At 69.7% G+C, this 13,483-nt stretch carries 13 protein-coding genes; 8 read left to right on the top strand and 5 right to left on the bottom strand.

The genetic code is table 11. From position 1 onward, the window contains the following. The 3 genes from E1202_RS19905 to E1202_RS19895 form a co-directional block, all read right to left on the bottom strand. Positions 1 to 783 carry an MlaE family ABC transporter permease gene (locus tag E1202_RS19905; protein WP_132684663.1) on the bottom strand — a complete coding sequence of 261 codons (783 nt, stop codon included), beginning with the start codon at positions 781 to 783 and terminating at the stop codon, positions 1 to 3. A gap of 80 nt (positions 784 to 863) precedes the next feature. Then, entirely contained in the window at positions 864 to 1,748 is an 885-nt protein-coding gene (locus E1202_RS19900) for a 3-oxoacyl-ACP reductase (protein WP_132684662.1), read from the bottom strand. Positions 1,749 to 1,755: 7 nt separating this feature from the next. Then, positions 1,756 to 2,850, bottom strand: coding sequence for a zinc-binding dehydrogenase (locus E1202_RS19895; protein WP_132684661.1), 1,095 nt, complete (start codon positions 2,848 to 2,850; stop codon positions 1,756 to 1,758). 414 nt (positions 2,851 to 3,264) lie between these two features. On the opposite strand from E1202_RS19895, the gene E1202_RS19890 reads away from it, so the two are divergent. The 7 genes from E1202_RS19890 to E1202_RS19860 all read left to right on the top strand — a co-directional run bounded on the left by E1202_RS19890 (position 3,265) and on the right by E1202_RS19860 (position 10,322). Continuing rightward, the gene (locus E1202_RS19890) at positions 3,265 to 4,440 is read left to right on the top strand and encodes an acyl-CoA dehydrogenase family protein (RefSeq protein ID WP_132684660.1); all 1,176 of its coding nucleotides are present in this window, start codon (positions 3,265 to 3,267) and stop codon (positions 4,438 to 4,440) included. Between the two features lie 104 nt (positions 4,441 to 4,544). Then, entirely contained in the window at positions 4,545 to 5,633 is a 1,089-nt protein-coding gene (locus tag E1202_RS19885) for an acyl-CoA dehydrogenase family protein (RefSeq protein WP_132684659.1), read from the top strand. Continuing rightward, on the top strand, positions 5,630 to 7,219 hold the full coding sequence (locus E1202_RS19880; protein ID WP_132684658.1) for a long-chain-fatty-acid--CoA ligase: 1,590 nt from the start codon (positions 5,630 to 5,632) through the stop codon (positions 7,217 to 7,219). Before E1202_RS19885 ends, E1202_RS19880 begins: the two co-directional genes overlap by 4 nt. Before the next feature lie 104 nt (positions 7,220 to 7,323). After that, complete coding sequence (locus E1202_RS19875) at positions 7,324 to 8,481, top strand: Rieske 2Fe-2S domain-containing protein (RefSeq protein WP_132684657.1); 1,158 nt, start codon at positions 7,324 to 7,326, stop codon at positions 8,479 to 8,481. Next, the gene (locus tag E1202_RS19870) at positions 8,478 to 8,777 is read left to right on the top strand and encodes a hypothetical protein (RefSeq protein ID WP_132684656.1); all 300 of its coding nucleotides are present in this window, start codon (positions 8,478 to 8,480) and stop codon (positions 8,775 to 8,777) included. Before E1202_RS19875 ends, E1202_RS19870 begins: the two co-directional genes overlap by 4 nt. Before the next feature lie 107 nt (positions 8,778 to 8,884). After that, complete coding sequence (kstR, locus tag E1202_RS19865; RefSeq protein ID WP_132684655.1) at positions 8,885 to 9,511, top strand: cholesterol catabolism transcriptional regulator KstR; 627 nt, start codon at positions 8,885 to 8,887, stop codon at positions 9,509 to 9,511. A 241-nt stretch (positions 9,512 to 9,752) separates the two neighbouring features. Beyond that, positions 9,753 to 10,322, top strand: a complete 570-nt coding sequence (locus E1202_RS19860) for a TetR/AcrR family transcriptional regulator (RefSeq protein ID WP_132684654.1) — start codon at positions 9,753 to 9,755, stop codon at positions 10,320 to 10,322. Here the strand turns inward: E1202_RS19860 and E1202_RS19855 are convergent. Together E1202_RS19855 and E1202_RS19850 are read right to left on the bottom strand one after the other, a co-directional pair. Beyond that, positions 10,288 to 11,286 carry an ABC transporter ATP-binding protein gene (locus E1202_RS19855; RefSeq protein WP_132684653.1) on the bottom strand — a complete coding sequence of 333 codons (999 nt, stop codon included), beginning with the start codon at positions 11,284 to 11,286 and terminating at the stop codon, positions 10,288 to 10,290. The two genes, E1202_RS19860 and E1202_RS19855, sit on opposite strands and share 35 nt — an antisense overlap. A gap of 70 nt (positions 11,287 to 11,356) precedes the next feature. Then, the gene (locus tag E1202_RS19850; protein WP_132684652.1) at positions 11,357 to 12,118 is read right to left on the bottom strand and encodes a glucose 1-dehydrogenase; all 762 of its coding nucleotides are present in this window, start codon (positions 12,116 to 12,118) and stop codon (positions 11,357 to 11,359) included. Between the two features lie 169 nt (positions 12,119 to 12,287). On the opposite strand from E1202_RS19850, the gene E1202_RS19845 reads away from it, so the two are divergent. Beyond that, positions 12,288 to 13,481, top strand: coding sequence for a cytochrome P450 (locus E1202_RS19845; protein ID WP_132684651.1), 1,194 nt, complete (start codon positions 12,288 to 12,290; stop codon positions 13,479 to 13,481). The last annotated feature ends 2 nt before the right edge of the window (positions 13,482 to 13,483 follow it).

The raw sequence follows: 13,483 nt of genomic DNA, 5'->3' as shown, positions 1-13,483 counted from the left end.
TCACAAGCCCTTCGGCGGCACGAGTTGCAGGTAGATGCCCGTGACCAGCAGGTTGATCATGAACAGCAGCAGGAACGTGATGACCACGGCCTGGTTGACCGCGTCCCCGACGCCCTTGGGCCCGCCGGTGGGGTTGAGCCCCCGGTAGGCGGCGACGACTCCGGCGACGAACCCGTAGATGGCGGCCTTGATCTCGCTGACCCAGATGTCGGGGAGCGAGGCCAGCGCGTTGAAGCTGGCCAGGTAGGCGCCCGGAGTGCCGCCCTGCAGGATCACGTTGAAGAAGTAGCCGCCGAGCACGCCGACGACGCTGACCAGGCCGTTGAGCAGCAGCGACACCAGCACCGCGCCGAGCACCCTGGGCACGATCAGCCGGTGGATCGGCGAGATCCCCAGCACCTCCATGGCGTCGATCTCCTCGCGGATGGACCGGGCGCCGATGTCGGCGCACACCGCCGAACCACCCGCACCGGCCACCAGCAGCGCGGTGATCAGCGGGCTGGCCTGCTGCAGGATCGCCAGCGCGCTGGCCGCGCCGGTGAACGACTGGGCACCGATCTGCTGGGTCAGCGACCCCAGCTGCATCGCGATCACCGCGCCGAACGGGATGGCCACCATGGCCGTCGGCAGGATCGTGACGCTGGCGAAGAACCACGCCTGCTGGATCCACTCGCGCACCGCGAACGGCCGGCGCGGCGTGAGGCGCACGACCTCCCAGGCCAGCGTGGCGATCTTGCCCACGTGGCCGAGGGCCGTCGAGATTCCGGCGACCGGCGCGCTCATGGCCGCCGCTCCTGCATACCCATGCTTCCTCCCGGCCTCGTTGACGAGAAACGTGTGCGTACCGCCGTGCGCGATCCGCGTTAGGGGATCGAGAGCACGTCGTTGGCGGCGAACGAGCGCTCGGGATCGCGGTCGGCGAAGTAGCCGCCGAGGCCGTTCTCCAGGTCCTCCTGCGTCCAGAGCTCGCCGGGCGCGGCGAACTTCTGCTCGATGGTGGGCGGCGCGAGCAGGGCGACGGTGCCGCTGTGCACCACGAAGACCTGGCCGCTGATGTCCTTCGCGGACGGTCCGGCGAGGTAGACCACCAGCGGCGCGACGTGCTCGACCGACATCGGGTCCACGCCCTCGCCGGGGGCGTCGCCGAAGGTCTGCTCGGTCATCGCGGTGCGGGCGCGCGGGCAGATCGCGTTGGCGCGCACGCCCATCCGCGACATCGCGCGCGCCGTGGAGACGGTCAGCGCGGCGATGCCGCCCTTGGCCGCGGCGTAGTTGGGCTGTCCCGCGGAGCCGAGCAGGAACGCCTCGGAGGCGGTGTTGATGATGCTGCCGCACGTCGCGCCGGTGTCCTTGTACTCCTGGCGCCAGTGCGCGGTCGCGTTGCGGGAGAGCAGGAAGTGGCCGCGCAGGTGCACCCGCAGCACGTCGTCCCACTCCTGGTCGCTCATCTTGAACAGCATCCGGTCGCGCAGCAGGCCGGCGTTGTTGACCACCACGTGCAGCCCGCCGAGGCGTTCGGTGGCGGCGGCCATCATCTCGGCGGAGACGTCGGAGTCGGAGACGTCGCCGACGACCGCGACCGCCTTGGTACCGACCCCCTCGATCTCGGCGACCACGGCGTGCGCCGCGTCGGTGACGTCGTTGACCACGACGTTCGCCCCGGCCCTCGCGAGCGCGAGCGCTTCGGCCCGCCCCAGTCCCGCACCGGCTCCGGTGACGATCGCTACCTTTCCGTCCACACTCGACACGTGCGCCTCACCTCGGGTCGAAAGTGACGATCTGGCGCACCACCGAGTTGTCCCCGCTGCGCAGTGCGGCCAGCCCGTCGTTGATGTCCTCCAGCGGCAGCCGCCGGCTGATCATGCCTTCCAGGTCCAGCAATCCCGCCCGCCACAGCTCGACCATCCGGCCGGTGTCCCGGCGCGGATCGGCCGAGCCGTAGAAGGAGGGGACGATGTTCTTCTCGTTGATGAACAGCTCCTGGGCGGAGAACTCGACCTTCTGCTCCTCGCCGCCCGCCCCGACGATCACCGCGGTGCCACCGCGGCGTGCGGCGTCGTAGGCCGCGCGGATGGCCGTGGCCAGCCCCACGACCTCGAAGGCGTAGTCGAAACCGCGTCCGCCGGTGAGCTCTTGGCGAACCTCGGCCAGCCCGTCCGGCGTGGTGGCGTGCGTGGCGCCGAAGCGCAGCGCCGCCGCGTGCTTGGCCACCACCGGGTCGACCGCGACGATGCGCGAGGCACCGGCGATCCGCGCGCCCTGGACGACCGAGATCCCCACGCCCCCGCAGCCGATGACGACCACGGTGGAACCGGGCTCGACCCGCGCGGTGTTGAGCACCGCGCCGACGCCGGTGAGCACGCCGCAGCCGATCAGCGCGGCGGCCTCGTAGGGCACGTCGTCGTCGACCTCGACCGCGGCGTCGGCCGGGATCACGATCTCCTCGGCGAAGGTCCCGCACCCGGCGAAGCCGAAGGCGGACTCGCCGCCGACCTCGAAGCGGGGTGAGACGAAGGCGTTGACGGTGTGCACCTCGCAGAGGTGCGGCTGCCCGTTCAGGCAGACCGCGCAGCGGCTGCACGGCGGCACGAAGGAGAGCACCACCCGGTCGCCTTCGCGGAGGTGCGAGACCCGCTCACCTGCGGCGATCACGTCACCGGCGCCCTCATGCCCCATGATCCCGGGGGCGAGCGCGGGCAGTCCGCCGCTCATGGCCGACAGGTCGCTGTGGCAGATGCCCGACGCCCGGACCCGCACGCGCACCTCGTCGGGCCCCACCGCGGTGGTGGCCACGTCCGAGCGCACGTCGAGCTCGGGGTCGCCGATCTGCTTCAGCACGGCTGCCCTCATCGGCACGCTCCTCACCGGATCGCTCCCGCCACGGTGCGGGGTGGTGTTAGCCAACACACACTAGAATGTGTTCTCGCTCAGTATCAAGTGCCGCGTTCAGATGTGCTGATTCCGCTGAACATTCAGCCACTGAGCCAGTTCTCACAAATGAAAACTCGTTCTAGCGAATGGGGCCTTTCGGTCACATTCGGGTCACGGGATCGCGAGCGCGTCACCCCTCGGGCCTTCAACGAGCGAAGCCGGAGCCCGGTCACTGCTCCATTCGGACGCGACCTCGGGATGCGCTCCTTGCTTTTAGAACACGTTACACCTTTGATGGCGAGACGATGACCGCCTGGCCTCGACCGGATCGTGACCGCCGGTCTATGATTTTAGAAACGTGTTTCACAAGCGCGTACCACCCCGGGAGGATGCATGCGCATCGCCTACACGCCCGAGCACGAGAAGCTGCGGGAGGAGTTGCGCGCCTACTTCGCCGATCTGATGACGCCCGAGCTTCGCCAGGAGCTGTCGCAGGGCGATTACGGCGACGGCGGCGCCTACGAGCAGCTGGTGCGGCAGATGGGGGCCGACGGCTGGCTGGCACTGGGCTGGCCCGAGGAGTACGGCGGGCAGAACCGCAGCATGCTGGAACAGCTGATCTTCACCGACGAGGCGGCCATCGCCGGCGCCCCGGTCCCGTTCCTCACGCTCAACAGCATCGCGCCGACCATCATGCGGTTCGGCACCGACGAGCAGAAGTCCCACTTCCTGCCCAAGATCGCGGCCGGCGAGATCCACTTCGCCATCGGCTACTCCGAACCCGAAGCCGGCACCGATCTCGCCTCGCTGCGCACCACCGCCGTGCGCGACGGCGAGGACTACGTGATCAACGGCCAGAAGATGTGGACCAGCCTCATCCAGTACGCCGACTACGTCTGGCTGGCCTGCCGCACCGACCCCGACGCGCGCAAGCACCGCGGGCTCAGCGTGCTCGTCGTGCCCACCTCCTCCCCCGGCTTCTCCTGGACCCCGGTGCACACCGTGTCCGGGCCGACGACCAGCGCCACCTACTACTCCGACGTGCGAGTTCCGACGTCGTCGCTGGTGGGGACCGAGAACGAGGGCTGGCCGCTGGTGACCAACCAGCTCAACCACGAGCGCGTTGCGCTCACCTCCGCCGCCCCGCTGCAGCTGGCGCTGTCGGAGGTCCGGGACTGGGCGGCGCAGACCCGGTTGTCCGACGGGCGGCGGGTGATCGACCAGGAGTGGGTGCAGCAGCACCTCGCGCGGGTGCACGCCGGCGCGGAGTTCCTGAAGCTGATGAACTGGAAGATCGCCACCACCGCCGAGAAGCACCCCGCCCCGGCCGCGGCGTCGGCGACGAAGGTCTTCGGCACCGAGTTCGCCACCGAGGCCTACCGGCTGCTCATGGAGGTGCTGGGCACCTCGGGCTACGTCCGCTCCGGGTCGAAGGGCGCAGTGCTGGCCGGGCGGATCGAGCGGATGCACCGCTCGGCGCTGATCCTCACCTTCGGCGGCGGCACGAACGAGGTGCAGCGCGACATCATCGCCGCCGTCGGCCTCGGCCTTCCCCCCGCGAAGCGTTGACCCGCGGCGGTTCTGATCCGAACGGACCGGGCACGAAGGACTTCGCTCGCGGACGGTTCGGACCACGACCGCCCGGTCCCGCACACCAGCTCCCAGGAGGCGACATGGATTTCACCTTGACCGAGGCCCAGGAGGACCTGGCCGGGCTGGTCGGGCGCATCCTCGGCGACAAGGTCACCAACGAACGGCTGCGCGAGATCGACGCGCAGGACGACCGCTTCGACCGCGCGCTGTGGACCGAGCTGGCCAAGGCCGACGTGCTCACCGCGGCGCTGCCCGACGGCGGTTTCGGGCTGCTGGAGCAGTGCAGCGTGCTGATCGAGATCGGCCGCGCGGTGGCCCCCGTGCCCTACCTGCCGTCGATCACCATGGGCGCCACGACGCTCGCCGAGTTCGGCACCGACGAGCACCGGCAGCGCTGGGTCGAACCCGCCGCCCGCGGCGAGGTCGTGCTCACCGCGGCGCTGTCCGAGGACGGCGGCGCGGCCCCGGACTCCCCCGTCACCCGCGCCGAGCTCGACGGCGATCAGTGGGTGCTCACCGGCACCAAGGTCACCGTGCCCGCCGGCCCCATCGCCGACCTCGTGCTCGTCCCGGCCAGCACCGCCGACGGGCCGCGGATCTTCCTGGTCCGGCCCGGCGAACCCGGTGCGCGGATGCAGCGCCAGGAGATCGTCGACGGCGACAGCGAGGGGTGGCTGGAGCTGTCCGGCGTCCGCATCAGCAACGCCGACGTGCTCGGATCCGAAGCGCTGCACCAGCTCGTCGTCCGCGCGACGATCGGCGTGTGCGCGGTGCAGGTCGGCGTGCTCTCCGGCGCGCTGGAGCGCACCAGCGCCTACGCCGGGGAGCGGGTGCAGTTCGGCCGCCCGATCGGCACCTTCCAGGCCGTGGCGCAGCGGCTGGCCGACGGCTTCATCGACGTGGAGGCCGCCCGGCTGACCCTCTGGCAGGCCGCCTGGATGGCCTCTGAAGGCATGCCGTGCGCGGAAGAGGCCGCCACCGCGAAGTTCTGGGCCGCCGAAGCCGGGCACCGGTTGGCGCACACCGCGGTTCACGTGCACGGCGGCGTCGGCATCGACGTCGACCACGAGCTGCACCGCTACTTCGTGACCGCCAAGCGCGGCGAGTTCGCGCTGGGCGGAGCGACCGCGCAGCTGCGCCGGATCGGCGCGGGCCTGGCGGCGCGATGAGCTCCGCGCTGTCGCGGCCGGAGGTGATGCCGACGGTCACCGAACTGCTGCTGGCCAGGGCCGACGACGGCCGGCCGGGACTGCGCGCCGAGGACGGCGAGTGGACCTGGGCCGAGCACGTCCGGCACAGCGCGCGGCGAGCCGCGCTGCTGCGCGAACTGCTGCCCTCCGACGGGCCGCCGCACATCGGCGTGCTGCTGGACAACGTCCCGGAGTTCTCCTTCCTCCTCGGCGGTGCCGCGCTGTCGGGTTCGGTGGTCGTCGGCCTCAACCCGACCCGCAGGGGTGCGGCGCTGGAGCGCGACATCCGCCTGGCCGACTGCCGGATCGTGCTCACCGACGCCGCCTACGCGCCGCTGCTGGAGGACCTGGACCTCGACGGGATCGAGGTCGTCACGCTGGATTCCTGGCACCGCGAGCTCGACCGGCACGTCGGTGCGCCCCTGAACCCGGTGCCCGCCCACGGCGACGACCTGCTGGTCCTGGTGTTCACCTCGGGCACCGGTGGCGATCCGAAGGCTGTGCGCTGCACCCACGCCAAGATCGCCTACCCGGGCCGGATGCTGGCCGAGCGCTTCGGGCTCGGCGGCGAGGACGTCGCCTACATCTCGATGCCGCTGTTCCACTCCAACGCCCTCATGGCGGGTTGGTCGGTCGGACTGGCGGCGGGCGCGGCCCTGGCGCTGCGGCCGAAGTTCTCGGCCTCCGGATTCCTGCCGGACGTGCGCCGCTACGGCGCGACCTACGCCAACTACGTCGGCACCCCGCTGTCCTACGTGCTGGCGACTCCCGCGAGACCGGACGACGCCGACAACCCGCTGCGCGTTGTCTACGGCAACGAGGGCAACCAGCGCGACATCGCTCGTTTCGCGGAGCGCTTCGGCTGCCACGTCGTCGACGGTTTCGGCTCCTCGGAGGGCGGCATCGCGGTCACCCGGACCCCGGACACCCCTCCCGGCGCGTTGGGCAAGGCCACCGACGGGGTCGCGGTGTTCGACCCGGACACCGGGAAGCCCTGCCCTGCGGCGGAGTTCGACGACTCCGGCCTGCTGCTCAACGGCGAGGCGGCGATCGGCGAGCTGGTCAACACCACCGGGCCCGGCTGGTTCGCCGGCTACTACGGGGCACCGGAGGCCGACGCGGAGCGGATGCGCGACGGCATGTACTGGAGCGGCGACCTCGGCTACCTCGACGCGAACGGGTTCTGCTACTTCGCGGGGCGTTCGAGCGACTGGCTCCGGGTGGGCGGCGAGAACCTGGGCGCAGCGCCGATCGAGCGAATCCTGCTGCGCCACCCCCAGATCCAGGAGGCCGCGGTCTACGCGGGACCGGCGGAGGTGGGTGACTCGGTGATGGCGGCGATCACCACCACCGACGGGTTCGACCCGGCGTCGCTGGACGACTTCCTGACGGCGCAGGCGGATCTGGGCCCCAAGCAGTGGCCGAGCTACGTCCGGCTGGTGGCCGAGCTGCCCCGGACCTCCACGCACAAGGTGCTCAAGCGCGAGCTCGCCGCCGAGGGCGTTCGGACGCGCGATCCGGTGTGGCGCCCCGTCGAGGGCACCTACCACCCTCAAAATCTATAACTTGTTCTAATTTCCTCCAATCGAGCAACACCTACAGATGGCGTGGCCGACCCCTATTCCTATAACCTGTTTCACATACAACACGTAACTGATGGAGGGACGCGATGAGCGGGACGGAGCGTGAGCACGGGGTGCGCACGATCGATGCCGGTGCCCCGCCACAACGGTTCGCCCGGGGGTGGCACTGCCTGGGCCCCGTCGAGGAGTTCCAGGACGGCAAGCCGCACGCGGTGCACGCGTTCGGCACCAAGCTCGTGGTCTTCGCCGACAGCAAGGGCGAGCTGCACGTGCTCGACGGCTACTGCAGGCACATGGGCGGCGACCTCACCCAGGGCGAGATCAAGGGCGACTCGGTGGCCTGCCCCTTCCACGACTGGCGCTGGGGTGGCAACGGCCGCTGCACCTCCATCCCCTACGCCAAGCGGGTTCCCGGCCGCGCCCGGACGCGCTCGTGGCTGACGCTGCAGGAGAACAAGCAGCTGTTCGTCTACCACGACCCGCAGGGCAACCGGCCTCCGGCGGAGGTCACGATCCCGCGGATCGACGAGGTCTTCACCGACGAGTGGTCGAACTGGACCTGGGACCGCGTGCAGATCGACAACTCCAACTGCCGCGAGATCATCGACAACGTCGTGGACATGGCGCACTTCTTCTACGTGCACTTCGCCTTCCCGACGTACTTCAAGAACATCTTCGAGGGCCACGTCGCCACCCAGCACCTGCACTCGCGCGGACGTCCCGACGTGGGCGCCTCGCAGGGCAACTACGCCGGTGACGACACCACGCTGCGCTCGGAGGCCAGCTACTACGGGCCGTCGTACATGATCAACCGGCTGTGGACCGAGTTCAAGGGCACGCCGATCGACGCCTACCTCATCAACTGCCACTACCCGATCTCGCCGACGAGCTTCGTCCTCCAGTGGGGCGTTTCGGTCAAGAAGCTGCCCGGCCTCGACGACGAGCAGGCCGACATGGTGGCGGGCAAGTTCGCCAAGTCCTTCGGCGTGGGGTTCCTCCAGGACGTGGAGATCTGGCGGAACAAGTCGCGGATCGACAACCCGCTCCTGGTCGAGGAGGACGGGCCGGTCTACCAGCTCCGCCGCTGGTACGACCAGTTCTACGTGGACGCCGAGGACGTCAGCGAGGAGATGACCTCCCGCTTCGAGTTCGAGGTGGACACGACGCGGGCCGTGCAGGCGTGGGAGGCCGAGGTCGCCGAGAACCTGGCCCGCCGCGAGGCGGAGGGAGCCCGCACGTCATGACGGCCGCCCGCACCGACGTCCCGGCCAGCACGGCCGCCGATCAGCGGCTCTACCTGGAGGGAGGCCTGCGCCCGCTGCCCTGCACCACGTGCGGGGTGCGGGTGCTGGTCAAGAAGCTCAGCCCCGAGCAGACCAGCATCCAGTGGACCACCTCGACCGGCGACTGCCCGGAGATCGCCGCCCGCATCGCCGAGGGCGCGCACCCGGCGCTGGTGGACACCTGCCCCCGGTTGCGCGCCACCATCGAGCACGCGCTCCGCGAAGGCGTTCTGGAAGTTCCCGAAATCAAGGAGTGATTTCCGAGAACACAGGTGGAACGGGTTACCGATCACACCGTGTTAACGTGATCTTGCGGTTGGCGCGCCAACGCCTTTCCGCCGATGCGCTAGGGGGCGTTGCGCCGATGAGTTCTGCCGCCAACCGGAACGGCCAGGGCGGACACGCGCTCAACGCGATGGCCGATGACGAGCTCACCGCCACCGCCCAGCGCGACCGCCGCAAGCGGATCCTCGACGCGACCGTCGCCCTGGCCGACAAGGGCGGTTTCGACGCGGTGCAGATGCGCGCCGTCGCCGAGCGCGCCGACGTCGCGCTGGGCACGCTGTACCGCTACTTCCCGTCCAAGGTCCACCTGCTGGTGGCGAGTCTCGTGCGCGAGCTCGAGCGGATCCAGGAGCGCCTGGACCGCGCGCCGATCCGCGGCGATTCGCCCTACGAGCGGCTGCTCTTCGTGCTCAGCCGGCTCACCAGGGCCTTCCAGCGCAACCCGAACCTCTCCGAGGCGGTCACCCGCGCGCTGATGTCGGCGGACGCCTCGGCGGCCACCGAGGCCGACCTCGCCAACCGCATGATGGAGGCCATGTTCATCGCGGTGATGAGCGACGGCGAGCCCAGCGAGGAGCAGGTGGCCGTGGCCCGCGTGATCGGCGACGTCTGGCTGTCCAACCTCGTCGCCTGGGTAACCCGCAGAGCCTCCGCCACAGACGTCGCCAACCGCCTCGAACTCACAGTAAGACTACTCCTCCGATAAATCCCAACGAGGCAGAACACGTTATCGTTTGGGGAGGAAGAACAACGCAAGCGGCGAAAGCCGCTCTCTCTTTCACCACCCTCGCAACCGGCACCGCCGCGGGTTCTTCAGCGGCTTCGTGGCGAGCACGCCGCGACGCCGTGTATCGGACATACATCAGGAGCGGCGCACGGAGTCCACGGAGCCGCTCAGGTTCCGCCACCTGCACCGCCACGCAAAGAGACCACGTTAGGCTCACCGCATGTCCGAGCCCGTCCGTCAGTTCGTGGAAGGCAAACGCGCCGAGACCGTTCGCCGGTTGCTCGACGCCACGCTCGAAGAGCTGGAGGAGCGCGGCTTCGGAGCGCTGACCGTGCGGTCGGTGGCCGAACGCGCCGAGGTCTCCCGCGCCACCGCCTACTCCTACTTCTCCTCCAAGGAACACCTGGTCACAGCCGTGTTCTGGAAGCGCGTCCAGGCGTTGCCGCCCAGCGGGCAGGACCGCACCGGCAAGCCCGGCGCGGACGTCGCGCAGGTGGTGGACACGATCGCTCGGATGCTGGCTTCCGAACCGGCCCTGGTGCGGGCCTGCACCACGGCGCTGCTGGCCGATCAGCAGGAGGTCAAGCGGCTGCGCGACGAGATCGGCCGTGAGGTCTACCGGCGGCTGAACGACGCCGTCGGCGAGGCCGATCCGTCGGCGCTGGAGGCGGTGATGACGGCGTTCGTGGGTTCGCTGGTGCTGGCGGGCAGCGGGTACCTGCCGATGGACAGGATGGCCTCGCACCTGGCGGGCATCACCGACCGGGTGTTGCCGCCGGCTGATCGTTGATGCTGCGCAGCACGCTGTCGCGGGCGGCGGGCGGTAGCTGGTCGAGCATGCCCATGACGCGGTTCTTCCGCCGCTGCACGGCCTGACGCTCCGGGAGCCCGGCGCTGACGGGCAGCTGCGGCGGCACGCCGACGACGCGCTGCTCGGCGGCCATCTGCCCGCTGGCCAGCCACTGGCGCTCGCGGTCGATGCTCGCCTGGTCCTTCTCCTCGCTCATCCCGATCGGACCGGTCTTGTCGCCGCTGAGGAACTGCGCCACCACCGGGTCCTCGCTGGTGAGCAGGACTTCGCGCGGTCCGAACAGGACGAGTTCGCGGCGGAAGAGCATGCCCAGGTTGTCCGGCACGGTCCGGGCCAGGTTGATGTTGTGGGTGACGATCAGGATCGTGGCGTCCAGGTGCGCGTTGATGTCGATGAGCAGCTGCGAGAGGTAGGCGGTGCGCACCGGGTCGAGCCCGGAGTCGGGTTCGTCGCAGAGGATGATCTGCGGGTCGAGCACGAGCGCGCGGGCGAGGCCTGCGCGCTTGCGCATCCCGCCGGAGATCTCCCCCGGCAGCTTGTCCTCGGCTCCGGACAGGCCGACCATCTCCATGCGTTCGAGCACGATGCGGCGGATCTCGGCCTCGGTCTTGCGGGTGTGCTCGCGCAGCGGGAAGGCGACGTTGTCGAACAGGTCCATGGACCCGAACAGCGCCCCGTCCTGGAACAGCACGCCGAAGAGCTTGCGGATCTCGTAGAGCTCGTGCTCGCTGCACGAGCAGATGTCCACGCCGTTGACCAGGCAGCGCCCGTTCTCCGGCTTGAGCAGCCCGATCATGGACTTGAGGAACACCGACTTGCCGGTCCCGGACGGGCCCAGCAGCGCCGAGACCTCGCCCTGCGGCAGGGTGAATCCCACGTCCCGCCAGATCGTCTGCGGCCCGAAGGACTTGCTCAACCCCTCGATCACGACTTCAGCGCCCACACCCACTCCTCACGTCGACGTCGCAGGATTCACCAGGCGAGCATCGGAACCGCTTTCGCGGCACCGCGTTTCAGCGCCGGTAGTAGGCGTGGGTGGCGGTGGCTCCACCGTCGGCCACGAATTCGGCGCCCGTGCAGTAGGTGCTCTCCTCGCCGGCGAGGAAGACCACGAGTCCGACGATGTCCTCGGGCTGGCCGATGCGGCCGAGCGGGACCATCTCGCCGATCGGGCTGAGGTCGGTTCCCTCGCCGGTGAACTCCCGGGTCATGCCGGTGTCGAACATGCCGGGGTGCACGGAGTTGACGCGGATGTTGCGCGGCCCGAGCTCCATGGCCGCGGCCTTGGTCATGCCCCGGATGGCGAACTTGCTCGCCGTGTAGGCGATCAGGTGCGGCATGCCGCCGAGGCCTTCGACGGAGGAGAAGTTGACGATCGAACCGCCACCGGCCTCGGTGAGCGCGGGTGCCGCGGCGCGCATTCCGAGGAAGGTGCCGAACTGGTTGACCCGCACGATGCGCTCGTAGTCGGCCAGCGAGGTGTCCTCCAGCGCGGAGAACATGAGCACACCGGCGTTGTTGACCAGGATGTCGAGCCGACCGAAGCCGTCGGCGGCCTGGGCGACGGCGGCGCTCCAGTCGTCCTCCTCGGTGACGTCGAGGTGCGCGTAGCTCGCGGATTCGCCGAGCTCGTCGGCGAGTTCCTTGCCCGGTGCGTCGAGGATGTCGGCGATGACCACCGAGGCGCCTTCGGCTACGAAGCCGCGCGCGATGGCCGCGCCCTGCCCCCGCGCCGCGCCCGTGACCAGTGCGACCTTTCCCGCGAGCCGTCCCATGCGCCGCCCTCCCTGCCGAGCCGAAGCCGTCCGCATGCGAGACTAGAACACGTTCTCGACAAAAGGGAACCCACCTCGCAGCGCAGCCTTGAAAGCGGATGAACTTGTTCTCGATTCAGCCCTCGGCGGGCTTGCCGGACCGAGCCGAGCCGTACTAGCGTCTGGACACATGTCCAGTGGTGTCGTGTTCAGCCCGTACGACTACGCCGTGCACGCCGACCCCTACCCGACCTACGCGCGGCTGCGCGACGAAGCGCCGGTCTACCACAACGCCGAGCTCGATTTCTGGGCGCTGTCGCGGTATTCCGACGTCGCCGCGCTGTTCCGCGACAACACCCGGCTGTCCAACGCCAACGGAGTCACGCTGGATCCGGCGGCGTGGGGTCCCTACGCGCACAAGACGATGTCGTTCCTCGCGCTCGACGACCCCCGGCACAACCGGCTTCGCTCGCTGGTCTCCCGCGGCTTCACCCCGCGCCGGGTGCGCGACCTGCAACCCCGCATCCTCGAACTCGCCCGCCGCCACCTGCATCCTGCGCTGGAGTCAGGCGAGTTCGACTTCGTGGCCGACTTCGCGGGCAAGTTCCCGATGGATGTGATCTCCGAGCTGATCGGCGTCCCGGAAGCCGACCGGGACCGCTTGCGGGAACTCGCCGACACGCTGGTGCACCGCGAGGAAGGCGTTTTCGACGTCCCGCAGACGGCGATGGAAGCCGCGCTGCACCTGGTCGCCTACTACTCCGACCTGCTCGCCGAGCGCCGCCGGAAACGCGCCGACGACCTCACCTCGGCACTGCTGGACGCGGAGATCGACGGCGACCGGCTCAGCGACGAGGAGATCATCGCGTTCCTGGTGCTGATGGTCGTCGCCGGCAACGAGACGACCACCAAGCTGCTGGCCAACGCCGCCTACTGGGCTCATCGCAATCCCGAGGAGCAGGCCAAGCCCTTGATCGACCCCGGGCGCGTGACCGACTGGATCGAGGAGACGCTGCGCTACGACACCTCGACCCAGGTCATCGCGCGCACCGCCACCGAAGAGATCCGGCTGCACGAGACCACGATCCCCACCGGTGCTCGGGTGCTGCTGATGCCCGGATCGGCCAACCGCGACCCGCGCGCCTTCGACGACGCCGACCGCTACGACCTCGACCGCAGTGCGGACACCAAGATCGTCAGCTTCGGCGGCGGAACCCACTTCTGCCTCGGCGCGCACCTCGCGCGGCTGGAGGCGCGGATCGCGCTGACCGAGTTCGTCGAGCTGGTCAAGTCCTACGACGTCGACACCGACCGCGCGCAGCGGGTGCACTCCAGCAACGTGCGCGGCTTCGCGACCCTGCCCGTCCGCGTGGAAAGCAGGTAGCC

This window comes from Saccharopolyspora karakumensis, from assembly GCF_004349225.1.
Lineage (GTDB): Bacteria > Actinomycetota > Actinomycetes > Mycobacteriales > Pseudonocardiaceae > Saccharopolyspora > Saccharopolyspora endophytica.
The sequence above is the reverse complement of the archived record's forward strand: the minus strand, read 5'-3'. Positions and strand labels throughout refer to the sequence as shown.

What these genes read in the sequence shown, in the direction of transcription:
- E1202_RS19905 (WP_132684663.1), bottom strand. Translation starts at nt 783, where the DNA reads ATGAGCGCGCCGGTCGCCGGAATCTCGACGGCCCTCGGCCACGTGGGC.
- E1202_RS19895 (WP_132684661.1), bottom strand. Translation starts at nt 2,850, where the DNA reads ATGAGGGCAGCCGTGCTGAAGCAGATCGGCGACCCCGAGCTCGACGTG.
- E1202_RS19890 (WP_132684660.1), top strand. Translation starts at nt 3,265, where the DNA reads ATGCGCATCGCCTACACGCCCGAGCACGAGAAGCTGCGGGAGGAGTTG.
- E1202_RS19885 (WP_132684659.1), top strand. Translation starts at nt 4,545, where the DNA reads ATGGATTTCACCTTGACCGAGGCCCAGGAGGACCTGGCCGGGCTGGTC.
- E1202_RS19880 (WP_132684658.1), top strand. Translation starts at nt 5,630, where the DNA reads ATGAGCTCCGCGCTGTCGCGGCCGGAGGTGATGCCGACGGTCACCGAA.
- E1202_RS19875 (WP_132684657.1), top strand. Translation starts at nt 7,324, where the DNA reads ATGAGCGGGACGGAGCGTGAGCACGGGGTGCGCACGATCGATGCCGGT.
- E1202_RS19870 (WP_132684656.1), top strand. Translation starts at nt 8,478, where the DNA reads ATGACGGCCGCCCGCACCGACGTCCCGGCCAGCACGGCCGCCGATCAG.
- kstR (WP_132684655.1), top strand. Translation starts at nt 8,885, where the DNA reads ATGAGTTCTGCCGCCAACCGGAACGGCCAGGGCGGACACGCGCTCAAC.
- E1202_RS19860 (WP_132684654.1), top strand. Translation starts at nt 9,753, where the DNA reads ATGTCCGAGCCCGTCCGTCAGTTCGTGGAAGGCAAACGCGCCGAGACC.
- E1202_RS19850 (WP_132684652.1), bottom strand. Translation starts at nt 12,118, where the DNA reads ATGGGACGGCTCGCGGGAAAGGTCGCACTGGTCACGGGCGCGGCGCGG.
- E1202_RS19845 (WP_132684651.1), top strand. Translation starts at nt 12,288, where the DNA reads ATGTCCAGTGGTGTCGTGTTCAGCCCGTACGACTACGCCGTGCACGCC.